Below are 20,976 nucleotides of genomic sequence, written 5' to 3' on the forward strand. Positions count from 1 at the left end.
CGACGAGGAGGCAAGGGATGCAATTTCATCGACATTGGCTGGTGCTGGCGGGCTTTTTCGGCCTGACGGCAACCCTGCTGGGAGCCTATGGCGCCCATGGTCTGGCGGCCAGCGGGATCGAGCCTTCACGTCTGGCGGCGTTCAATACCGCCGTGCAATATCAGTTTTTCCACGCCCTGGCCCTGCTGGTGCTGGGGTGGTGCGGTGTGCGCAGCAAGGTCATCACCTTTGCCGGCACCGCCTTCGTGCTGGGGATCCTGGGATTCTCCGGCAGTATTTATGCCATGGTGCTGCTCGGCAGCAAGGGGCTAGGGCTGATTACCCCGGCCGGTGGCCTCTGTTTTATGTTGGGATGGGCGGCTCTGATATGGGCTGGCTGTCGTCTTGGAGGAAAAAATGAATAATCTGCTGCTTTATTGCCGCCCCGGTTTTGAGAAAGAGGCGGCGGCAGAGATCACCGAGCGTGCCAGTAACATGCAGTGCTACGGTTTCGCCCGGGTCAAGGACGACAGCGGTTACGTGATATTCGAGCTGTATGACGAGGAGCAGGCCGATCTGCTGGCGCGCAAGCTGCCGTTCAGAGAGCTCATCTTCATTCGCCAGATGCTGGTGGTGACCCATGAGCTGAAGGATCTGGACCTGTCGGATCGCATCACCCCCATCCTGGAGGCGACCCAGGGTTACGCCATCTGCGGCGATCTGCGGGTGGAAACCGCCGATACCAACGAGGCAAAAGAGCTGTCGGCCTTCTGCCGCAAGTTCACCGTACCGCTGCGTCAGGCACTGCGCGGCAACGAGTTGCTGACCAAGAAGGAGACCCCGCACCGGCCGGTGTTCCACGCCTTCTTCCTGGCCAATGATCACGTGTTGCTGGGGTACTCCTACTCCTTCAACAACTCCGAATTCCACATGGGCATCCCGCGTCTGCGCTGCCCGGCCGATGCCCCGAGCCGCTCCAGCCTCAAGCTGGAAGAGGCTTTCTATGTGTTCGTGCCACGGGAAGAGTGGGATCTGCGCCTCACCTCCGGCATGAAGGCCGTCGATCTGGGCGCCTGTCCGGGTGGTTGGACCTATCAGCTGGTACGTCGCGGCATGATGGTGACGGCGGTGGACAACGGCATGATGGCCCAGTCCCTGATGGATACCGGTCAGGTGAAGCACATCCGCGACGATGGTTTCGTGTGGCGGCCGAGCAAGAAGAATACCTATTGGCTGGTGTGCGACATGGTGGACAAGCCGGCACGGGTTACCCACATGATCGCCGACTGGTTCCGGGAGAGCGATTGCCAGGAGGCGATGTTCAACCTCAAGCTGCCGATGAAGAAGCGCTACGCCGAGGCAGTGCACAACATCGAGGTGCTGCGTGAGCTGCTCAAGGAGATCGACAACGCCTTCGTGATCCAGGCCAAACAGCTCTATCACGATCGCGAAGAGATCACGGTGCACGTCTACAACAAGTACTGGGTATCCAAGCTCTCCGCCAAGGAGTAATTGCTGGCGACGAGCCACTGACCACAAGGCCGACAACCCACGGGGTGTCGGCCTTGTCATTTCTGCGTCCTCAGAAACGGTAATCGAAGCGCAGCGAGGATTCGCCGTCGGTGAGCTTGAGTTCGATGTCGAGCGGTATGGTGCGATCGGTCGGACTGAACTCCAGCTTCACGCCGTTGCCGCGCAGCTTGATGGAGGTGTTCATGCCGGCGGTCTTGAACTTGATCCTGGGTTTGTGCTGCTCGAAGGAGAGGCTCACGCTCTTCTCGGCGGTCAGGTTCAGTTTTTGGTAGGGGGTAACCTGACTGTTGCCATCGCTGTCGGTCACGACATCCATCCCGAAGGAGAGCGGTTTGGGTGCCTTGAGCAGGTCGTTGGTATCCACGTTGGAGCGCCAGACCTGGCTGGCCTGCTGAGAAGAGGGGGGCAATTGCGGCCAGGCATTCTCGACCGGTCTGTCTACTGCCATGGCGTTGCTGCTGACGAGCAGCAGGGTAACGATAGCGCGCATAATGGATCTCCTTATCCCTTATCTATTGAACATAGTAGCCAATCGACAAAGGGGGGAGAGCAGCGCGAGATAAAACAAAGGGAGCACAAGCTCCCTTTTAAAATCAATATCTTGGGTGTGATTACAAACGGTCGATGATGGATTGGGTGAACTCGCTGGTGGAAGCGGTACCCCCCAGATCCCGGGTCACCCGGTCGCCTGATTCGATGGTGGCGCGCACCGCCTCACGGATCCGTTCGGCCTTGTCCTGCATGCTCAGATACTCCAGCATCTGGATGGAGGCGAGGATCACCGAAGTGGGGTTGGCGATGTTCTTGCCGGCGATATCCGGCGCCGAGCCGTGCACCGCTTCGAAGATGGCGGCGCCGTCGCCGATGTTAGCACCCGGTGCCATCCCTAAGCCCCCCACCAGACCGGCGCACAGATCCGACAGGATGTCGCCGAACAGGTTGGTGGTGACCATGACGTCGAAGCGCTCCGGGTACATCACCAGGTTCATGCAGGCAGCATCGACGATCATCTCTTCGCTCTGGATGTCCGGGTAGCGGCTGGCCACTTCACGGGCCACTTCCAGGAACAGGCCGGAGGTGGACTTGAGGATGTTGGCCTTGTGGATGATGGTGACTTTCTTGCGCCCTTCCTGGCGCGCCAGCTCGAAGGCGAACTTGACGATGCGTTCTGCCCCTTCGCGGGTGATGATGCTCATCGCCTCGGCGCTCTTGTTGTCATCGCTGCGCTTCTGACCGGCGCCCGAATACATGCCTTCGGTGTTCTCGCGCACCGTGATGATGTCGATGTTGTCGTAACGGCTGCGGGTCCCCTTGAAGGAGAGCACCGGGCGGACGTTGGCGTATAGGTTGAATTTCTTGCGCAGGGAGACGTTGATGGAGGTGAAGCCACCGCCGACCGGGGTGGTGAGCGGGCCCTTCAGGCTGACCTTGTTCTTCTCGATGAGATCCAGCGTCGCCTGGGGCAGCAGCTCGCCGTGCTTCTCCAGTGCCACCAGGCCGGCGTCCGCGTATTCGTATTCGAAGTCACAACCGGCGTGGGTCAGGATCTGGATGGCGGATTCGATGATGCTGGGGCCGATGCCGTCGCCCGGGATGACGGTAATTTTTCTTTTTGACATGAGACGTATCCACTTCTAGGGAACAGAGGGGGAGGATTCGGCGGTTTTATACCATTTCTACACCTAACCCTCCATGTTTCTTTACATTCTATCTGTTTTTGTCAACAGCGAGAGTGAGTCCGGTCATGCTTGGCGGTTTCGCTTGCTCAGGATTCGGGAGCCGGTGGGTAGCGGATCTCCCGCAGGTTGAAGCCGAGCGGAATGTCCCGCTGCAGCCGCACCAGCCGTTGGGCCAGCAGGGCCTCGTCCTGGTGCTGGCGCAGCTTGAGCAGCGCCTTGGCGGCGTCTTCCTGCTGGCAGGCCGCCAACAGGCTGGCCAGATCGCCGTATTGCTGCAGCAACTGGGTAGCTGTCTTGGGGCCGATGCCGGGCACCCCCTTGATGTTGGAGCCGCCGATGCCGGTCAGAGCCCAGAAATCCACTAGCTGCGCCGGCGCCACCCCGTACTGCTGCTCGACGAAGGCGGCATCCAGCCAGCGCTTGTTGAAGTAGTCGCGGATCTGGATCTGCGGGCAGATGAGCTGGCAGAACCCCTTGTCGGTGGAGATGATGGTGGCCCTGGCACCGTGCTGGGCAATGCCGCTGGCCAGGGTGGCGATGAGATCATCCGCCTCGTCGGTCTGGGAGAGCAGGGCGTCCACGCCGCACTCCCAGAAGGCATCCTGCAGCTCGTTCAAGCCCTCACGCAGCTCGGTCGGCATGGGGGTTCGCCCCTCCTTGTAGGCCGGGTAGACCTCCTTGCGCCAGCTGTGTACCTCGCCGTCGAACACCGCGATGACGTGGGTCGGCTCGCTGGCGGCCAGCAGCTTGCGGCAGGTGTTGATGAGGTTGGCACGGGTGGCGATCAACGCCTGGGTCGGGGTCAGCGCCTGCTGGGCCTGTACCGCGTGCAGACGGCGAATGAGATTGAGGGCATCGATGATGAGCAGGTGTGGCCTTGGGTTTGACATGGGGCACTCTTGGCAGTCGGGACGCCCCATTGTAACAAACCAGCGGGCTCGATGGGGGATTGATGGCCGCGGGCATTCCCTGCGACAAAAAAGGGGCGCCATGCGCCCCTCGTTTCAGCGGTGCTGCCCGTCAGCGCACGATTTCGTAGCAGGGCACATACTGGCTGCCCGGCAGCTTCATGCGCTGCTGCTTGACGAAGCTCTCCAGCAGCTTGTCCATCAGGTGCATCAGCTCCTTGTCGCCGTGCAGCTTGAAGGGACCCTTCTTCTCGATGGCTCGGATGCCCCCTTCCTTGACGTTGCCGGCGACGATGCCGGAGAAGGCACGGCGCAGGTTGGCCGCCAGCAACTGGGGCGGCTGGTTGCGGTGCAGATCCAGGCTGGCCATGTTGGCGTGATCCGGCTCGAACGGCAGCTGGAACTCCGGCTCGATCTTGAGCGACCAGTTGAAGGAGTAGGCATCGCCGACCGATTTGCGGTATTCGCGGATCTTCGGCATCGCCTCTTTCATGACCCGGGCCACTTCCGGGGCATCGCCGACGATGATCCGGTAGAGGCTGGTGGCCGGTTCGCCCAGGGTCGCCTTGACGAAGTCGTCGATGGCGCGGAAGTAATCGGCGCTCTCCTTCGGGCCGGTCAGGATGATCGGCATGGGTTGCCGTTCGTTGGCCGGGTGCATCATGATGCCGAGCAGGTAGAGCAGCTCTTCGGCGGTACCAACCCCGCCCGGGAAGATGATGATGCCGTGACCGAGGCGCACGAAGGCCTCCAGCCGTTTCTCGATGTCCGGCAGGATCACCAGCTCGTTGACGATGGGGTTGGGCGGCTCGGCGGCGATGATGGAAGGCTCGGTGAGGCCGATGTAGCGGCCGTTGCGCACCCGCTGCTTGGCGTGGCCGACGGCAGCGCCCTTCATCGGGCCCTCCATGGCACCCGGACCACAGCCGGTGCAAATGTTGAGCTCACGCAGGCCCAGTTCGCTGCCTACCGCGCGGGTGTACTGGTACTCGATCTCGTTGATGGAGTGACCGCCCCAGCAGACCACCAGATTGGGATCGGCGCCAGGCAGGATCGCCTTGGCGTTGCGCAGGATGGCGAACACCACGTTGGAGATGTGGGTGGAGCTGGTCAGGTTGACCAGCCGGTTCGACTCCAGCTGGGTCGACACATAGAGGATGTCGCGCAGGACGGAGAACAGGTGCTCCTGAATGCCGCGGATGATCTCGCCATCGACGAAGGCGTGCTCGGGGGCGTTGAACAGCTCGAGTTTGACCCCGCGCTCGCGCCGGATCACATGAATATCGAAGGATTTGAAGCGCTCCAGTATCTCTTTGGAGCTGTCGGTATGGCTGCCGGAGTTGAGTACCGCCAGCGAGCAGTTGCGAAACAGTTGATAGATATCGCTGGAGGCGGTTTGCTTGAGGCGGTCCACCTCGAGCTGGGACAGCAAGTCCATGCTGCCGACTGGATTGATGTGCGTAATCATAGGTTCCCCTTTCACTCGCTTGTTATCGTTGTGCTTTTCCCTGGGGAGAAAACGGGATGCCCTGTGGCATCCCTTGAATTTGATAGTAGATGTAAGCGGTGGGGCAGGGGAATAGGGGGAAAGTGCGTTTGCTGCTTTTTTAGTCGCCTATCAGGCCAGATTGACCTGATCACGACCCGAGTTCTTGGAGCTGTAGAGCGCCTTGTCGGCCCGCTCGAACGCGTCCGTGGTGTGATCCCCTTCCCTAAACAGGGTGGCACCGATGGAGATGGTGATCTCGACCCTGGCATCCCGAAAACGGAACGGAATGCTCTTGATGGTCTGGCGCAAGGTCTCCAGCGGCTTCTGGAACTTGTCCGGGTTGATGTTCGGCAGCAGCACCACGAACTCCTCGCCGCCGAAGCGGGCGATGAAGTCGGTGTCGCGCAGGGCACCCTGCAGCGCCTTGGCCACCACCTTCAACGCCTTGTCACCGGCCATGTGGCCGTAGTTGTCGTTGATGTGCTTGAAGTGGTCGATGTCGATGATGGCCAGGCACAGCGGCGTGTTGTAACGCAGCCAGCGTTTGTATTCGAGCTCGAGCCGCTCGTCGAGAGCTGCCCGGTTGTGCACCTGGGTCAGGCTGTCGAGGAACAGCTTGTGTTTCTGGATGGTGAGCCGCTTCTTGTATTCGGCGGTCTCCTCCTTCATCAGCCGCAGCTTGGCCTCCATGGTGGAGAGGCGGGTCAGCAGGTGGCGCTCGCGGGCGGCCATGGCCTCCCTGTCCTGTAACAGCAGGTTGATGGCCCCCATGTGACCGGAGATGGCCCCCTTGAGGTCATCAATGGTGTCATGGCTGGCCAGGGTATGGTCGATGGCCTTGAGCTCCCTGTCGATGGCCTTGCGGGTATCCAGGGTGGCGCTTTGCAGGGCGCGCCCCTCGTCGAGGGATTCGGTAAAGCTGAAGTGGACCGCCGAGAGGCTCTCGTTGAGGGTGCTGAGAAACGCCTGGGAGGCTTTGCGCTCCTCGCGGGTGCCCTCGATGATGAGCTCTATCACCTGCAGGCAGATCTCCGCCAGCAGGGGAGGGGTGATGCCATTGAGCAGCTGGCGGCGAATGTCCGCCAGGCTCTCGCCGACGGCGCCGGCAAAGTCGAGTTCGGTGATGAGCCGCTGCAGCTCGTCGGCGATGTGGGCGTGCACCTTGACGTCAAAGGGGGCGCCCGGCTCCGGCGCGGCAAGGTCGGCGACCGTTTCGGTCTGATTGCCGGCGGGCGTGCTCTGCGCCAGCAGGGGTTGGGTGGGCAACAGCTGGATCTTGATGGCCTGCTGGTAGAACTCCAGCAAGCGGATCACCTTCTTCTGGTGATCGCCGATGCCATAGCCATCCGGGCTTGCCAGAAACTCCTTGAGGGATTTGCGGGTCTCCTCCGGAAAGCCCTTGAGAGCCTTGAGCTGTTTGCTGCCGAGCTCGATGGCGGACTTGGTCAGGGAGATGGACTCTTCCAGTGCATTGCCGTGCTGCTGCAGCAGCTTCTCGATGACGGCGAGGTCGGCATCGAGGGAGGAGAGCGGCGGGTTGCCATCGAGTTTCTGCTTGAGCTTGGCGAGCTTGTTGTCCAGTTCGCGATCGTGGCCGCGACAGGCCTGCATCAGCTTGGCGATGAACTGGATGCTGCGGGCGCGTTCGGTGTCGGAGAAAGAGACGACACCGTCCAGCTCCAGCTGCTTTTGCTGAAGGGATTCCCTGAGTCTGGCCAATTGTCCGGCTACGGCAGCGATATCATTCATTATTCAGGTCGCCCTGTTGTCATTATCGTTGTTGTGTTGGATAGCAACAGCGGTCGAACCCAGTTCCAGACCCAGTTGATTATCTATTTGTCATTGATCAACCGGCGCTTTCGTCCGTGAAAGTCGAAGCCAATTAACCCATTGCTTTTCATGAGAAGAATTTACTTTTACCAGTCCCTTGTCAATTGCCATCAAGCAGCATTGCCACACATCCCCATTAAAAAATGCGGCCTGCTGGCAATCGATGGCGGCCAGCTCCAGCCAGACGCTTTGCTGGTGTTTTTCACTGAGCTGAATGGCTCCTGCCAGTGCCAGATAACAGAGGTCGAATAGGCCGTGATGATCGAGAGCGGTGGCCGCCTTGGGCAGGAAGGGGTGGCTGACGATGCCGAGGCTGATGTGGCGATCGAGCGGGTGCTGGCAGGGGAATTCGGCCAGTGCCGCGAGCAGTTCGCGGGCCAGTCGGTGCAGGTCTTCCACATGGCGCTGGGGCACTACATAGAGCAGGTGGCCTTCACGCAGGTCGTAGATGCGGCCATCCTGCGGGGTGAGGCCGTTGACGTAGGCGCCGAAGGCCTGCTCTATCTCGCGGCTCACCTGATAACCGTGCTGTTCCAGGCTGTTGACCAGGAAGGGCACCCGAAACAGCAGGTAGTGCAGCTTGTCGTCGAACTCGCTGGTGGGTAGCTCGCTTAAATACCAGCGCTCGGATTTTTGCTGGCGCTTGGCCATCTCCCGCGGCCAGCGGCTCATCAGTCGCTGCCAGTTGGCCAGCCCGGTGCGTGGCTCGAGCAGCAGCGCCTCGCCCAGCTGTTTGCCCTGCAGCCGGGCGACCCGCAGCTTGAGCCAGAGGGTGAAGAACAGATAGATGAACAGGGTCAGCAACAGACCGGTCACCACGCTCGACCAGAGGTAGCGATCCTGCTGATGCTTGCTGGTGCTCAGCTGCTGCTGCAGCTCCTTGATCTGCTGCTCCCGCTCCACCTGGGCGTAGTTGTCGCGGATCGCCTCCTGCTCCAGATCGACCTGCTGCTGGCGGACCTGCTCGCTGCGCTGGTGGAAGTTCTTGTAGCTGTCCAGCGCCTGCTGCAGATAGCCCTTCTGCTCGTAGGCCGCCGAGAGCAGGCGGAAGATCTCGAACTGGCGCTGGGCGTCGCCGATCTGGTTGGCCAGTGCCAGCGCGTTTTCCAGTTGCAGGATGGCGATGCCCGCCTCCTTCTGCTTGAGGTGCAGCTCACCCAGCAGCAGCAGAGTGTCGATCAGCGGCTCCTTGTCGTCCCCCAGCTCGTGGGACTGGCGGGCCGCGGTGAGGTAGTTGCGGGCCAGGGTCAGGTTGCCGGTTTCCAGATAGGTTTTGCCTATCTCGTACTTGAGGTGGGCAATGCGGGTGCGGTTGTTGCCCTCGTCCAGCAGATCCAGGGCATTGAAGAAGTAGACCAGCGCCATGTTCATCTCGCCCTGCTCCCGGTTGAGGCGGGCCAGCACGATGAGGGCGTCGCTCAGCAGGGAGGGATTGCCGAGGGCATGGAAGTAGTTGGCCGCCTCGTTGGCGTATTGCAGCGCCTTCTGCGGCTCCTGCTCCTCCTGATAGAGGTTTACTATCTGGTTCGACAGCAGGCCGAGGAACAGCGGATCCTGCAACCCTCTGGCCTGCTGCTGGGCATCGATGTAGTCGCCCAGCGAGAGCTGGGGTTGCTTGAGGGCGTGGTAGAGGTCGCCGCTCACCGCGCTGACCCAGGCGCTGGCCAGCGGATTCTTGGTCTGATCCGCCCAGCGGCGGGCTTCGGCCAGCTGGCGCTTGGCCTCGTCGAACTGGTGCGCCTCTATGCTGGCGTTGGTGCGCAGCAGCCGGCTGTACACCTGCAACTGGCTCTCTTTCAGGCTGGGTGTACTGAGCAGGGTCTCCAGCTGGCCGAGCAGGCCGCCGCTGGCGCCGTGGGAGCGCTCCTGCAGGTTCTGGCTGCGGATCTTCAGATAGAGGCCGTGGGCCTGCAACTCCAGTTGCTGCTCCTTGGCCGCCATGGCAATGCCCTGATCGAGGGATTTCTGCGCCGCCTGGAACTGGCCGAGCTGCAGCAGGCACTCCCCCTTGAGCAGGTGGGCACCGGTGGCCTGGGCGGCGGTACCATAGCTCAGCAGCGGCTCCCGATAGCCGTACTCCTGGCGATTGCTGATGATTTGCTTGGGATTATTGGCCGTGCGGGTGAGGAAGGCGGAGGTGATCTGCACGCATCTGGCGGGATCGGTCAGCACCAGGGTCTGGGCCTGTTGCAGGTCGATGGACAACTGCTCCTTGGCCAGATCCAGATCAGGAGCCGACAGGGAGGACATCATCATTGCCAGAAAAAACAGTTGATTCATTGGATTAAGGGCAGCACGGGAGTGAGGGCATGTTATCCAAGCCCGCCCCCGTGCGTCCAGAGTTTACTGACAGATTGCGCGCCGGCCCCGCGATCCGGGCCGTGGCAGCACTGCAGACCCGGCGGGTTGACCGGTTATTGCCGGATCAGGCGCAGGTTGGCCGGCACCACTTCCCAGTCGCTGCGAAACGGGTTGATGTCCAGGCCGCCGCGGCGGGTGTAGCGGGCGTAGACCGTCAGCTGGCTCGGGCGGCAGAAGTGCTTGAGATCGGTGAAGATCCGCTCGATGCACTGCTCGTGGAACTCGTTGTGCTGGCGAAACGAGATGAGGTAGCGCAGCAGTTTTTCCCAATCCAGCTGCGGGCCGCGATAGTGGATCACCACGGAGCCCCAGTCCGGCTGGCTGGTCACCAGGCAGTTGGACTTGAGCAGGTGGCTGTGCAGGGTCTCCTCCACTTCCTGGCTGCCGGCCGCGCCTTGCAGCAGGTCGGCATCGAACTCGTAACAGTCCACGGCGATGTCCTGCTCGTCGATGCACTCGCCCGGCAGGGCGGCAATGTGGTGCGGAGCCTGGGCCAGCGGGAACAGGGCGACGCTAACGTCGCTACCGGCACAGGTGCTCAAGTCCTTGACCAGCATGGCCTGCACCGCTTCCAGCGAGTCGCAGCGGGTCTGGTTGAAGGAGTTGAGATAGAGCTTGAACGACTTGGATTCGATGAGGTTCGTGCTGGTGGCGGGCACCGAGACCTCGCCGACGGCGACCATGGGCTTGCCCTTGGCATTGAGCCAGGAGAGCTCGTACAGGGTCCAGACATCGCAGCCCTGGAACGGCAACTCGCCGCCAAGACCTAGGTCGTCGCGGTTCAGGCTGCGGGGCACCGGCTGCAGCAGGGCCGGGGTGTACTGGCTGATGTAGGCCGACTGTTGACCCAGGCTCAGCCCCTGCAGGGCGCTGGCTCCGGCGTATCTCTCTTGTTTGCTCATGTGTGCTGACTCGAACGTTGAATGGGCGATGGCAGAGCATGCGCCCGATGGGGGCGGCAAGGCGGGGAGCGCCGGCTGGCGATCCGCGCTGCACCTTGTCTGCTCATGGCTTTGATGGTGCAATAGCGAACTTTGGCAGCAATTGTGGGGAATTTCGATGTCGGATCAAGTCTTGTCTGCCCTGGAACACTTTTTTTGCGCTGGCAGCGCGACGGCGAGGCGAGGCGAGGGCTGCCCCTGTGCGAGTGGGAAGCCGACTGGCGCTCCCCCTGCGAACTGGATGAGCCCAAGGAGGGGCGGGTGGCTTGGCGCCCGCATCGTCGCGCCGAACCCGCCGATTTCACGGCGATGAACGAGGCGCTCGAGCTGACCCTGCATCCGGCCGCACAGGCCCTGTTTGGTGGCTGGTTCAGCCGCCCTGTGCCCTGCCTCTACAAGGGGTTGCGGCTCGAGTTTGTGCTGCCCTGGAACGAGGCGGATCTCGACTTGCTCAAGGAGAACCTCATCGGCCACCTGCTGATGCTGCGCAAGTTGAAGCGCTCACCCTCTTTGTTCATCGCCACCACCCGCAACGAGATGACGCTGGTGTCGCTCGACAACGAGAGCGGGCAGGTGTGGCTGGAGTGGCTCGACTCGGGTCGTCGGTTGGTGCTGGCCCCCTCACTGCCGGCGTTCCTCGCGCGGCTGGAGACTTTGCCGCAATAAACAGCGTCAGTTGCAATGAAAAACGCCTTGCCGACCGGCAAGGCGTTTTTGTTTGGTTCACCGCCGGGCTCAGTCCTTGAAATCCCAGGAGAGGTTGGCGACCAGCCGGCAGGGATCGCACTTGAAGTCGAAGATCTCGTGCAGAGGTTCGGCCAGCGCCCACTCGCCGCCGCAGCTCGGACAGGGACGGGCTTTCTCCTCGGCCGCACTCCGGCCGCCCACCCGGTAGAGGTAGTAGTAGGTGGGGATGCCGGTCAGGGCTTCCAGCCGCTTGCCGAGATCGCTGCCACGGCGCTGGAGCCGGCTGCCCACCTCGCCGATTTCATGCAGCGCCGCATGCTCGGCGATGGAGCCGTTCATCTGCAGCTGATCGCACGCCTCCCAATCCTCCTGCCACTTGATGATCTGCTTGTGGTCGCCGTTGGCGACGGCCGGCAGCCGATAGAGCGGGATGGGGGCGAAGTGGTCGCCGCAGCGCAGCGGCGAGCAGGTGTGCAGGAAGCTGGTGTAGAGCAGCATCCAGCTGGGGCGCTCGCCATCATGGCCGCAAGGGTCGGTGCTGTCGGAGAGCAGATCCGCCCCCTGCAACTGGAGTTTGGGGGCGAGCAGGCCGGCCTGATTGAGCTGCTGCTCTGCGAGCTTGACCTGCTCGCTCTGGTTGTCCGGGTGCAGGCTGTCCTGCTCCGGGCAGACCACCCGGCTGACGAAATAGCCCTCGTGCATGCAGGTGGGAAACTCCCGGCCGAGGATCTGGCCCTGATAGCGCAACATGTCGAGGTAATTGACGATGGCCCGCTCGGCCTCGCCCAGCGAGGTGTCACGGTAGCACTCAAAGCAAAGTTCAAGGATGTACATGGCTTACTGCTGCCCCTGCTGGAGCAGCAGCTCGGTCAGTCGATCCACCTTCTGTTCGAGGCGCTCGAGCCGTTCGGCAAGCTGCAGCAGGGTGGGCTCTGCGGCGGGCGAGGGGGGCATCTGCGCTGTGCTTCCGACTTCCGGGGTGCTGGCGGGCTGCTGCTTCCACTGGCTCAGCACTTTGAGCAGCTCGGCCATAGGGACGGGCTGGCTGAGGCGGGCCTTGACCATGGCGGTGGAGGGGGTGATCCCCTTGGCGGCCAGTTCATTGGCGATGCGGATGATCTCTTGGGCTGACATGGGTCTCCTGCGCAGGATGAAAAGTGGTTCGGGCTGGACGGGCAGAGAGCTTAACCAAAGCGCGGGGCGTTGAACAGCGGGGCAAGGGTCAGTCAGGGCGGCGCAGCAACACGTCCAGTTCATCGATGGCTTCCGACCAGTCCGCGTCGTTCCACAGGGCATCGCGCAGAAAGTCGGCCTGGGTGCGGTTCCAGAAGGGGGCTTCCGGCAGCAGGGTCTGGTTGTCCAAGCGGTGCTCGTGAATGAAGCGGTGCAGGCTCAGCTCGTCGTTGGCCAGCCCCAGCTGGGCAAACAGGGCGGCCAGGTCGTGGGTCAGGAATTCCATCTCATCTCTCCCAAGAGGCATTCCTGAACATTATAGGCCTGCCCCGTGGCGGCAGATTTACAGGGTGGGCACCCGGTGGGGTGGCAGTTCGACGCCGACCACCTGCAGCCCCTGCATGCGCAGTTGCCCCAGATAGTGGCTCTCACCATCGCTGGAGAATTCAAACTCGTAATAGGTGAGTAGCCGCAGCGGCTGGTGGGCCAGTGCACGGTGGCTGCGGGCCAGCGACAACAGTTGCAGGTCGTGATGCTGGCAGTAGCGGCGCATGTATTGCCAGGCGAGCTCTGCCTGACGCCGCTGATGCCAGAAGGCACCGGCGCCGAGGATAAGCAGCAAGATTGCGAACATTTCACCCATCGCGGGCTCCTTCCGGGGTGTGATCCGTGGCGACAGGCGACCCGCCATGGTGACGGGCCGCCGACATCATCAGGCCGAGGCGAACAGGCGACCGATGGCCTGGCCCAGGGCGTCACTGCGCTCGGGGTCGCGCAGCCTGGCCAGCATATCATTGCGTAGGGCCGGCAGGGTCACCAGCTCGGCAAATACCTGATTGAAGAACTGGGTCGGCTGCAGGGCCAGCTGTTCCAGGAACAGGCTGAGCAGGCCGGCATCCTTCAGATCAAGCCAGAGCCGGCCGGCGATGGCCAGCAGCAGGGCCGGGCTCGGCTGGGTTTGCAGCAGGGTCAACAGCTTGTTGGTGCGCATGTTGCTGCCGTTGCAGGAGGCCAGTGCCCGGCACAGATAGGCCAGGGTCTCGGCATTGGGCTCGGCACACTCCTGCTCCTTGCCGATGCGCTCGAACAGGGCACCCTGCACGGCCGGCGGCAACGGGGCGTTTTCCAGGCTCTGGCAAAGTGCGTAGAGCGGCTCTTGCGGCAGTTTTGGCAGTGCCTTGCACACCAGAGCCAGGTTGCGTTCATCCTGCAGCCGCTCAGCGAGATCGGCAAACCCCTGTACGCCGAGGGTCTGCCATCCCTCTGGCGCCGGGGCAGACAGATAGTGGCAGAGCCCCTCGAAGTAGGTCGAGGGGGCCTGTTCCAGCTGACGGGCCAGTTTGGCGTGCAGGCTGGCCATCTTGGCCTCGGCCGGGCGGAAGGTGTAGGGGTTTTCCGCCAGACGCTGGGCCTTCTCTTCGTCGAGTTCGCCGGTCAGCTTGTAGCCCAGAGTTTCCACCACCTGATCCATGAAGTGTTTGGGGCCGCTGGCGATGAGCAGACCGCGCTCGTCGAGGGCAAACTTGAGAAACCACAGATAGTGACGGGATTCGGCCGGCTGGAAGAAGTGGACGCCGAGCCAGGCGTGCTGCTGTAGGGGCCAGGGGTAGGGCTCCTGCTGCTGTTCGATGCGCTCGAAGATGTCGCTCGCCAGTGGTCGCACCTGGCGGCCCATGTCGAACAGTTGAAACTGGGTGTCGGCCTGGGTCAAGAATTCGGTCAGCGTATTGATGGTGGACATGAGGTGATCCGGCTAAGGGTGATGCGGGCCGATTATAAGGAGGTTGCACAAGATAGCCAGTGGGGGCGCGCCGCTCGGCATCCGGCCCGGTACGCAGGGGCTGGAGCCGCCATGGCTCTTCGCCCCTGTTGTCGGCCGCAAGGGGCATGGCAGAGGATAGGGGGGAGGGTGTATAGTAACGCCTTTTTTTGCAAAGTTCGGCCTGCCGCCAGCGACACAGGATTGGCGGCGGACGGTGTGTGGTGATGAGGAAGAGAACGCAATGAATCAATATCTGCTGGTAGCTGGCCTGTTGGGTGAACTGACCGCCGAGCTGCAACGTCTGGAACGCTGGCAAGCGACCCATCCGGGTGAAGAGGCCCTGGCCAGCGAGCTGCCATTTTGCGTCGATACCCTGAGCTTCGATCAGTGGCTGCAGTTCGTGCTGATCCCGCGCATGGAGCAGCTGGTGCTGCTGCAGGCGCCGCTGCCCAGCAGCGTCTCCCTCTATCCCATGGCCAGCGAAGTCTACAAGGAGGAGCTGGCCGAGGTCGAAGCCCTGCTGCGCCTGATCGCCCGCTTCGATCTGCTGCTCTCCGGCAAAGTGGTTGAGCAATGATGCGTGAGCAGGCACAGGAAGAGAACGCCTTGCAACTGACCCTGCTTTATCAGGATGACTGGCTGGTGGCGGTCAACAAGCCCTCCGGCCTGCTGGTGCACCGCAGCTGGCTCGACAAGGCCGAGACCCGTTTCGCCATGCAGATGACCCGGGATCTCATTGGCGGTCGCCACGTCTACCCGGTACACCGGCTCGACCGGCCCACCTCGGGGGTGCTGCTGTTTGCCCTCGATCCCGCCGTGGCCCGCACCCTGACCGAAGCCTTTGCCGCCCGTCAGGTGCACAAGGAGTATCTGGCGCTGGTGCGCGGCTGGGCCCCCGAGCAGGGGCTCATCGACTATCCGCTCAAAGAGCAATTGGATAAGATCGCCGACGCCATGAGCGACCCAGATCGCCCGGCCCAGGAGGCGGTGACCGCGTTTCGTCGTCTGCATCAGGTCGAGTTGCCCCATGCGGTCTCCAAGAAACACCCCACCAGTCGCTACAGCCTGGTTCGGCTGTTCCCCAAGACCGGCCGCAAGCATCAGCTGCGCCGCCATATGGATCATCTGTTCCACCCCATTGTCGGTGACACCACCCATGGCGATGGCCGCCACAACCGCTTCTTTCGCGAGCACTATGGCTGCGATCGCCTGCTGCTGGTGGCTCGCACCCTCAGCTTTGAGCACCCGGTGCTGAAGGTGCCGATGCGGATCCAGGCGCCGTTGGGGCAGGAAGTGTTGCAGCTGTTTGCCGAGCTGGGATGGCCTGCCAGCGAGAGCGACTACTGAGCCTGATGACCACGGGGTTTTGCCCGAGCTTTCACTGTGGCATGCTGGGCATCCATGTTGGTCAAAGGGGTCCGTGATGGCGCAGATAGACATAGTGGTGGGAACGGTATACGGCGCGGCCATGCTGGTGGCCGAGACGCTGGCTGCGCAGCTGGAGCAGGCGGGGCACGGCTGCCAGGTGTTCGAGGAAGCCGAGCTGGCAGATCTGGATTCGAGTCGATTCTTGCTGGTCATCACGGCTACCACGGGGCAGGGCGATATTCCGCCCAATCTGCAGCCACTGGCCACCGCCCTGGCTGACCGGGCCCCTTACATGAAAGGGTGGCGTTATGCACTGGTCGCCATGGGAGACAGCAGCTACGAGCACTTTTGCGGTGCCGGTCGTCACCTCGATGCGCTGTTGCAGGAGCTCGGTGCCAGTCCTCTGCTGTCCCGGCTGGAGATAGATGCCACCGTCGACGATGAGCCGGAAAAGGTGGCGCTGGCCTGGCTCAATGGCTGGCTAAATAAACTGTAGCGATCGCCCGTTTTTATCCTTTATTCATCCCCGCTCAGCCCGTCTGGCGGGGATGTTTATTTTACGGTAATCAGCAGTCTCAACTGACCATATTTGCCCGATATTTATCCGATTATTTTCTACGCCATCTCCTCTTTGCTCTGCGATTTATTTCGGGGGCAGCTGACATGCCTCAAATTTAAAAGTTCCCCATTGAAAGCGATTTCAGTCATGTTTTTGTCATCAATTTGAATATTTATAACTTATTCATCGAAGCGAATTAATGGTTGGTAGCGGTTTCATGGTGGATCTTTTCGCTTTTAAGTATGCATAAGTGGTGAGTTATTGCATGGTTAGGTTGATTATCATTGCACAAAACCCTCCACGGCCCATGCTGGGCGATTTGTCGCCATTTTGTGAATCAGCTCATGTTTGTACCGAAATTGGCTACCTATAATCGGCCTCGGTTATCACCTAAACGTTTTTATGGTGATAAGAACTTGGATATTCAGGATCACACTCCTCTCAGCGGGAATAAGGAAAATGAAAATGAAAGCAAAGTGGCTCCCGATCGCTGCAGCAGTAACCGCAGCCCTGGCTTCCCAAGCCGCCTTCGCCGTTGATTTCCACGGCTACATGCGTTCCGGTGTCGGTACTTCCGATAACGGCAGCCTGCAAACTTACAGCAAACAGAAAGTCGGTCGTCTGGGCAACGAAGCCGAGACATACGGCGAAGTGCAGCTGGGTCAAGAGGCTTACAACAAGGATGGCAAGTCCTTCTACGTAGACTCCATGTTTGCAATGGTTTCCGGTCAGCAAGGTCGTGACTGGGAGAGCACCAGCGGCAGCGATGCCGACTTTGCGCTGCGCCAATTCAACGTGCAAGCCAAGGGCGTGCTGGGTTTCGCACCGGAAGCCACCCTGTGGGCTGGTAAGCGTTACTACCAACGTCACGACATCCACATCTCTGACTTCTACTACTGGGATGTGTCTGGTGCCGGTGCTGGTGTAGAAAACATCCAGGCTGGTCCGGGCAAGCTCTCCTTTGCATGGCTGCGTAACGACCCGTGGGAAGATTACGATCAGTTTGTAGGTGGTGTGGGTGTCGACAAACGTGTAGATACCGACGTACTTGACCTGCGTTATGCTGGTATCCCGCTGTGGAAAGACGGCTCCCTGGAGCTGGGCTATGACTACGCTCGTGGCAACCTGACTGATGAGCAGAAAGCTGCTCTGGGCAGCAAGGATTACGAGAAAAATGGTCATATGCTGACCGCCGAGCTTACCCAATCCATGCTGGGCGGCTTCAACAAGACCGTAGTTCAGTATTTTGCAGACGGCTATGCCTCTCAAGCAGTTGATTACGGTAGTGGCTCTGGTAATGGTCTGAGCCAATCTGCCGCCAAGGGTGATGGTTGGCGCTTCATCAACTGGGGCGTACTGCCGGTTGGCGACAAGGTCGAGTTTGGTCACCAGCTGGTTTACGGTACTGCCAGTGACATCGACAATGACAGCGCTGACAAGGACACCTTCTCCGTTGTCGTTCGCCCGATGTACAAGTGGAATGACACCATGAAGACCATCGCCGAGCTTGGCTATCACCATGATAGTTACAAGCCGAACAATGGTACCGAAACCAGCACTATTGGTAAGAAATACACCCTGGCTCAGGCCTGGTCCGCCGGTTCCAGCTTCTGGGCCCGTCCGGAGATCCGCGTCTACGCTTCCTACCTGGATTCTGACGGCCAGTTCCGCCCGGATGCCAATGGCGTGAAGCAGGACGACTCTTGGAACTTCGGTGTTCAAGCTGAAGCTTGGTGGTAATCTGTTAACGTCATGACTGCAAGTGCCCCCGCATGACGGGGGCTCTTTTTTTACAACACGTTTCTTAGGGTCACGCGATGAGATATTCCAGATTAGCCTTGACTGTATTCTGTTCTGTTGTGCTGGGTGGTTGCGCCACGTTGGAAACGACGGTAGCGCCGACTCAGGAGTTCAAGTCCATCATGGGAAATCGCGACGTTGCGATGAGCCAATTGGGCACTACTAACAGTTGCTGCCGTGATGTCTCCAGTCTGCCGTTCCAGGACATACAACCGGGCGCAACCAAGCTTATCCCCATTGATGGCAGCTCCCCCGTTTTCAGTTTCAGTGAAGGGAAAAGCCACTTCGCCGCCTTTCGCTTGCCGGTCAACTCCGGCGACCTGCGTATCACGGTTGATGGGTTGATCGACAAATCGCTGTTCAACCCGACCGTTTTGATGCTGGACTCCAAATTCAATGTGACCCGCAAGTTGGGCAGCGACGTGTTCAAGTATGAACCTGCACGCATGCTGCAGGGGGATCGCATGGAGGCCGTGTTTACCGTGGATCGCTCCTATGTTGGCAACCCCAATAACGAAAGTTACATGGTGATCTACACAGACCAGGGCGGTCTGGACAAAACGACCACCATTTTGAGCCCTTCCAAGCTGATGACCAAGTCGCTGGGGGTAGTTGATTATGGTGAGAAAGACCCCGTCATTCCGCACTCTCCCTGGGGCGTGGTCAGCCTCTCTGTGGAGGACTTGAGTGGCGTCAAAACCGAGAGCAACTATTACAAGCCTGTCTATCAGGATGTGATTGATGCCAACACCCCGGTAGTCAACACGGCACCAAACAAGCTTGTCGTGCCCCTGGCGACCGCCGGCGTAGTCAAGAGTAGTGCCCCTATGCTGAGCGAAACCGAGGCCTTCTATCAATCCCAGATCGAAAAAGCGGTGAAAACCGGTGATATCGACAAGGCGATGCAACTGGTCAGCGAGGCGGAGCGGGCCGGTTCGACCAAGGCGAAATCGGTCTTTATTGATGCGGTCAAGCGTTCCCAAAAAGGCTGAATATTGCCCGGTCATTAAAATATAATATTTATTTGAGGCCTCCCTTGTTGGAGGCCTTTTTAATCGGTAGACTAAAATAGAAAAAACAGCAAATGGTTACATTAAGTTACAATGCGTTTCGTTAGGTATTGTTTTGATTGGCTAAAATACAATGCGAAACAGCACTTTTCATATTTATGGCTTAGCATGAAGATGCCAAAATATATCTGTAATTAGCTGAAAATTCCCGCCGAAATTATCTTGTGATCTCCCCTCCAAATTTTTTATTCGCTTACCCCTGATGGAAGATATTTGCGATCTGCTGGGTTATATTCAGCTGGTCAAAATAAACAAACCCGCGTCGAATTCATGCCGATGAGAGATGATGTTGATGATCGTCTATAAATTGGACTGAAGCGTCTACGGTAAGACATTCCATTCAGGAGCGCACACATGTTAAAAAATGCTTTCTCTAATCTGCAAAAGGTCGGTAAGGCGCTGATGCTGCCAGTATCGGTCTTGCCCGTTGCAGGTATTTTGCTGGGGGTGGGTGCTGCCCACTTCAGCTGGTTGCCGGAAATTGTCTCCCAATTGATGGAGCAGGCCGGTGGTTCCGTATTTGGTCAGATGGCCCTGCTGTTCGCAGTGGGTGTGGCCCTCGGCTTTACCAATAACGACGGCGTATCCGGTCTGTCAGCCATCGTCGGCTACGGCATCATGGTCGCCACCCTGAAGGTCATGGCACCCGTGATGGGCGTTGAGACCATCGAAACCGGCGTCCTGGGCGGTATCCTCGCCGGTGGCGTGGCCGCATGGGCGTTCAACCGCTTCTACAAGATCCAGTTGCCCGAGTATCTGGGCTTCTTCGCCGGCAAACGCGCCGTGCCCATCATCACCGGCTTCGTCTCCATCGGCCTGGGCGTGATCCTGTCCGTCATTTGGCCGCCGGTGGGCGCTGCCATCGGTGCCTTCTCCGACTGGGCTGCCAACCAGAACCCGGTACTGGCTTTCGGTATCTACGGCGTGGTTGAGCGCTCCCTGATCCCGTTCGGTCTGCACCACATCTGGAACGTACCTTTCTTCTATCAGGCTGGTACCTGTGTCAACGCTGCCGGTGAAACCGTACACGGCATCATGACCTGCTTCCTGACTGCTGACGACGCTTCCCGCGCTGCTGGCAACGGCTTCGGTCAGCTGGCCGGTGGCTACCTGTTCAAGATGTTCGGTCTGCCTGCCGCCGCGTTTGCCATCGCGCACTCCGCCAAGCCGGAAAACCGCGCCAAAATCGTAGGTATCATGGCCTCTGCCGCCCTGACCTCTTTCCTGACCGGTATCACCGAGCCGATCGAATTCTCCTTCCTGTTCATCGCGCCGGTACTGTACGCCATCCACGCCGTGCTGGCTGGTCTGGCCTACGTGCTGACCAACTCCCTGGGCGTGGTACACGGTCACACCTTCTCCAACGGCTTCATCGACTTCGTGGTGCAATCCCCGCGTGCCGATCACATGCTGCTGCTGGTGGGTCTGGGTCTGGTCTATGCCGTCATCTACTATGTGGTCTTCACCGTGGTCATCCGTGCCATGAACCTGAAAACCCCGGGTCGTGAAGACGAAGCGGCCGAAGAGAGTGTTGGTCAGAGCAAGGACGAGATGTCTGCCGCACTGGTCTCTGCCTTCGGTGGCAAAGAGAACATCGCTTCGCTGGACGCCTGCATCACCCGTCTGCGGGTCGGTGTGAAAGATGTGGCCAAGGTTGACCAAGCTGGTCTGAAGAAACTGGGCGCTGCCGGTGTGGTAGTGGCAGGTTCCGGCGTACAAGCCATCTTCGGTACCAAGTCCGACAACCTGAAAACCGACATGGACATCTGGATGAAGAGCAACTAATCCTGTTGCCTGAATACCAGAGTTGTTGAAAAGGGGAGGCGCAAGCCTCCCT

At 60.2% G+C, this 20,976-nt stretch carries 20 protein-coding genes and 1 pseudogene; 9 read left to right on the plus strand and 12 right to left on the minus strand.

The genetic code is table 11. The annotated features are described in order from the left end of the window. Positions 1 to 17 precede the first annotated feature (17 nt). Both ACPDZI_RS05320 and rlmM read left to right on the plus strand, forming a co-directional pair. Positions 18 to 404, plus strand: a complete 387-nt coding sequence (locus ACPDZI_RS05320) for a DUF423 domain-containing protein (RefSeq protein WP_146062294.1) — start codon at positions 18 to 20, stop codon at positions 402 to 404. Further along, positions 397 to 1,491, plus strand: a complete 1,095-nt coding sequence (gene rlmM, locus ACPDZI_RS05325; protein WP_016349849.1) for a 23S rRNA (cytidine(2498)-2'-O)-methyltransferase RlmM — start codon at positions 397 to 399, stop codon at positions 1,489 to 1,491. The genes ACPDZI_RS05320 and rlmM overlap by 8 nt, the downstream gene beginning before the upstream one ends. A 70-nt stretch (positions 1,492 to 1,561) precedes the next feature. Here rlmM and ACPDZI_RS05330 read toward each other — a convergent pair whose 3' ends face one another. The 7 genes from ACPDZI_RS05330 to queF all read right to left on the minus strand — a co-directional run bounded on the left by ACPDZI_RS05330 (position 1,562) and on the right by queF (position 10,681). Further along, positions 1,562 to 2,002 (minus strand): hypothetical protein, encoded by a 441-nt coding sequence (locus tag ACPDZI_RS05330; RefSeq protein ID WP_438834144.1) that lies wholly within the window; start codon positions 2,000 to 2,002, stop codon positions 1,562 to 1,564. A 121-nt stretch (positions 2,003 to 2,123) separates the two neighbouring features. After that, positions 2,124 to 3,131, minus strand: a complete 1,008-nt coding sequence (locus ACPDZI_RS05335; RefSeq protein ID WP_438834145.1) for an isocitrate dehydrogenase — start codon at positions 3,129 to 3,131, stop codon at positions 2,124 to 2,126. Positions 3,132 to 3,277: 146 nt separating this feature from the next. After that, positions 3,278 to 4,081 carry a flap endonuclease Xni gene (gene xni, locus ACPDZI_RS05340; protein WP_168966200.1) on the minus strand — a complete coding sequence of 268 codons (804 nt, stop codon included), beginning with the start codon at positions 4,079 to 4,081 and terminating at the stop codon, positions 3,278 to 3,280. A gap of 130 nt (positions 4,082 to 4,211) precedes the next feature. Continuing rightward, positions 4,212 to 5,567 carry a nucleotide 5'-monophosphate nucleosidase PpnN gene (ppnN, locus tag ACPDZI_RS05345; RefSeq protein ID WP_011705076.1) on the minus strand — a complete coding sequence of 452 codons (1,356 nt, stop codon included), beginning with the start codon at positions 5,565 to 5,567 and terminating at the stop codon, positions 4,212 to 4,214. 150 nt (positions 5,568 to 5,717) lie between these two features. Beyond that, positions 5,718 to 7,337 (minus strand): diguanylate cyclase, encoded by a 1,620-nt coding sequence (locus tag ACPDZI_RS05350; RefSeq protein ID WP_438834146.1) that lies wholly within the window; start codon positions 7,335 to 7,337, stop codon positions 5,718 to 5,720. Positions 7,338 to 7,427: 90 nt separating this feature from the next. Beyond that, positions 7,428 to 9,698, minus strand: a complete 2,271-nt coding sequence (locus ACPDZI_RS05355; RefSeq protein WP_017408616.1) for a hypothetical protein — start codon at positions 9,696 to 9,698, stop codon at positions 7,428 to 7,430. Positions 9,699 to 9,832: 134 nt separating this feature from the next. Beyond that, complete coding sequence (gene queF / locus ACPDZI_RS05360) at positions 9,833 to 10,681, minus strand: NADPH-dependent 7-cyano-7-deazaguanine reductase QueF (RefSeq protein WP_438834147.1); 849 nt, start codon at positions 10,679 to 10,681, stop codon at positions 9,833 to 9,835. A gap of 157 nt (positions 10,682 to 10,838) precedes the next feature. Between queF and syd the strand changes: the two are divergent. Then, positions 10,839 to 11,386 (plus strand): annotated as a pseudogene (gene syd / locus ACPDZI_RS05365) (SecY-interacting protein). A gap of 69 nt (positions 11,387 to 11,455) precedes the next feature. Here syd and ACPDZI_RS05370 read toward each other — a convergent pair. From ACPDZI_RS05370 to ACPDZI_RS05390, 5 genes are all read right to left on the minus strand, one after another. After that, on the minus strand, positions 11,456 to 12,241 hold the full coding sequence (locus ACPDZI_RS05370; RefSeq protein WP_438834148.1) for a Zn-ribbon-containing protein: 786 nt from the start codon (positions 12,239 to 12,241) through the stop codon (positions 11,456 to 11,458). Between the two features lie 3 nt (positions 12,242 to 12,244). Then, entirely contained in the window at positions 12,245 to 12,541 is a 297-nt protein-coding gene (locus tag ACPDZI_RS05375; RefSeq protein WP_016349858.1) for a hypothetical protein, read from the minus strand. Between the two features lie 88 nt (positions 12,542 to 12,629). Beyond that, positions 12,630 to 12,866, minus strand: coding sequence for a DUF2789 domain-containing protein (locus ACPDZI_RS05380; RefSeq protein WP_438834149.1), 237 nt, complete (start codon positions 12,864 to 12,866; stop codon positions 12,630 to 12,632). A 57-nt stretch (positions 12,867 to 12,923) separates the two neighbouring features. Further along, entirely contained in the window at positions 12,924 to 13,223 is a 300-nt protein-coding gene (locus tag ACPDZI_RS05385; protein WP_011705083.1) for a DUF3301 domain-containing protein, read from the minus strand. A gap of 69 nt (positions 13,224 to 13,292) precedes the next feature. Continuing rightward, positions 13,293 to 14,321 (minus strand): DUF3549 family protein, encoded by a 1,029-nt coding sequence (locus ACPDZI_RS05390; RefSeq protein ID WP_438834150.1) that lies wholly within the window; start codon positions 14,319 to 14,321, stop codon positions 13,293 to 13,295. 262 nt (positions 14,322 to 14,583) lie between these two features. Here ACPDZI_RS05390 and ACPDZI_RS05395 point away from each other — a divergent pair, with 262 nt between their 5' ends. From ACPDZI_RS05395 to ptsG, 6 genes are all read left to right on the plus strand, one after another. Beyond that, positions 14,584 to 14,919 carry a YqcC family protein gene (locus tag ACPDZI_RS05395; RefSeq protein WP_005303485.1) on the plus strand — a complete coding sequence of 112 codons (336 nt, stop codon included), beginning with the start codon at positions 14,584 to 14,586 and terminating at the stop codon, positions 14,917 to 14,919. Next, the gene (truC, locus tag ACPDZI_RS05400) at positions 14,916 to 15,689 is read left to right on the plus strand and encodes a tRNA pseudouridine(65) synthase TruC (protein ID WP_029303719.1); all 774 of its coding nucleotides are present in this window, start codon (positions 14,916 to 14,918) and stop codon (positions 15,687 to 15,689) included. Before ACPDZI_RS05395 ends, truC begins: the two co-directional genes overlap by 4 nt. Positions 15,690 to 15,765: 76 nt before the next feature. Then, positions 15,766 to 16,206, plus strand: coding sequence for a flavodoxin (locus ACPDZI_RS05405; protein WP_438834151.1), 441 nt, complete (start codon positions 15,766 to 15,768; stop codon positions 16,204 to 16,206). A gap of 528 nt (positions 16,207 to 16,734) precedes the next feature. After that, positions 16,735 to 18,009, plus strand: a complete 1,275-nt coding sequence (locus ACPDZI_RS05410; protein WP_039212957.1) for a maltoporin — start codon at positions 16,735 to 16,737, stop codon at positions 18,007 to 18,009. Positions 18,010 to 18,191: 182 nt separating this feature from the next. Continuing rightward, the gene (locus ACPDZI_RS05415) at positions 18,192 to 19,061 is read left to right on the plus strand and encodes a MalM family protein (RefSeq protein ID WP_438834152.1); all 870 of its coding nucleotides are present in this window, start codon (positions 18,192 to 18,194) and stop codon (positions 19,059 to 19,061) included. Between the two features lie 432 nt (positions 19,062 to 19,493). Beyond that, complete coding sequence (gene ptsG, locus ACPDZI_RS05420) at positions 19,494 to 20,924, plus strand: PTS glucose transporter subunit IIBC (RefSeq protein ID WP_016349865.1); 1,431 nt, start codon at positions 19,494 to 19,496, stop codon at positions 20,922 to 20,924. Positions 20,925 to 20,976: the final 52 nt, after the last annotated feature.

This window comes from Aeromonas oralensis (assembly GCF_049665575.1).
Lineage (GTDB): Bacteria > Pseudomonadota > Gammaproteobacteria > Enterobacterales > Aeromonadaceae > Aeromonas > Aeromonas hydrophila.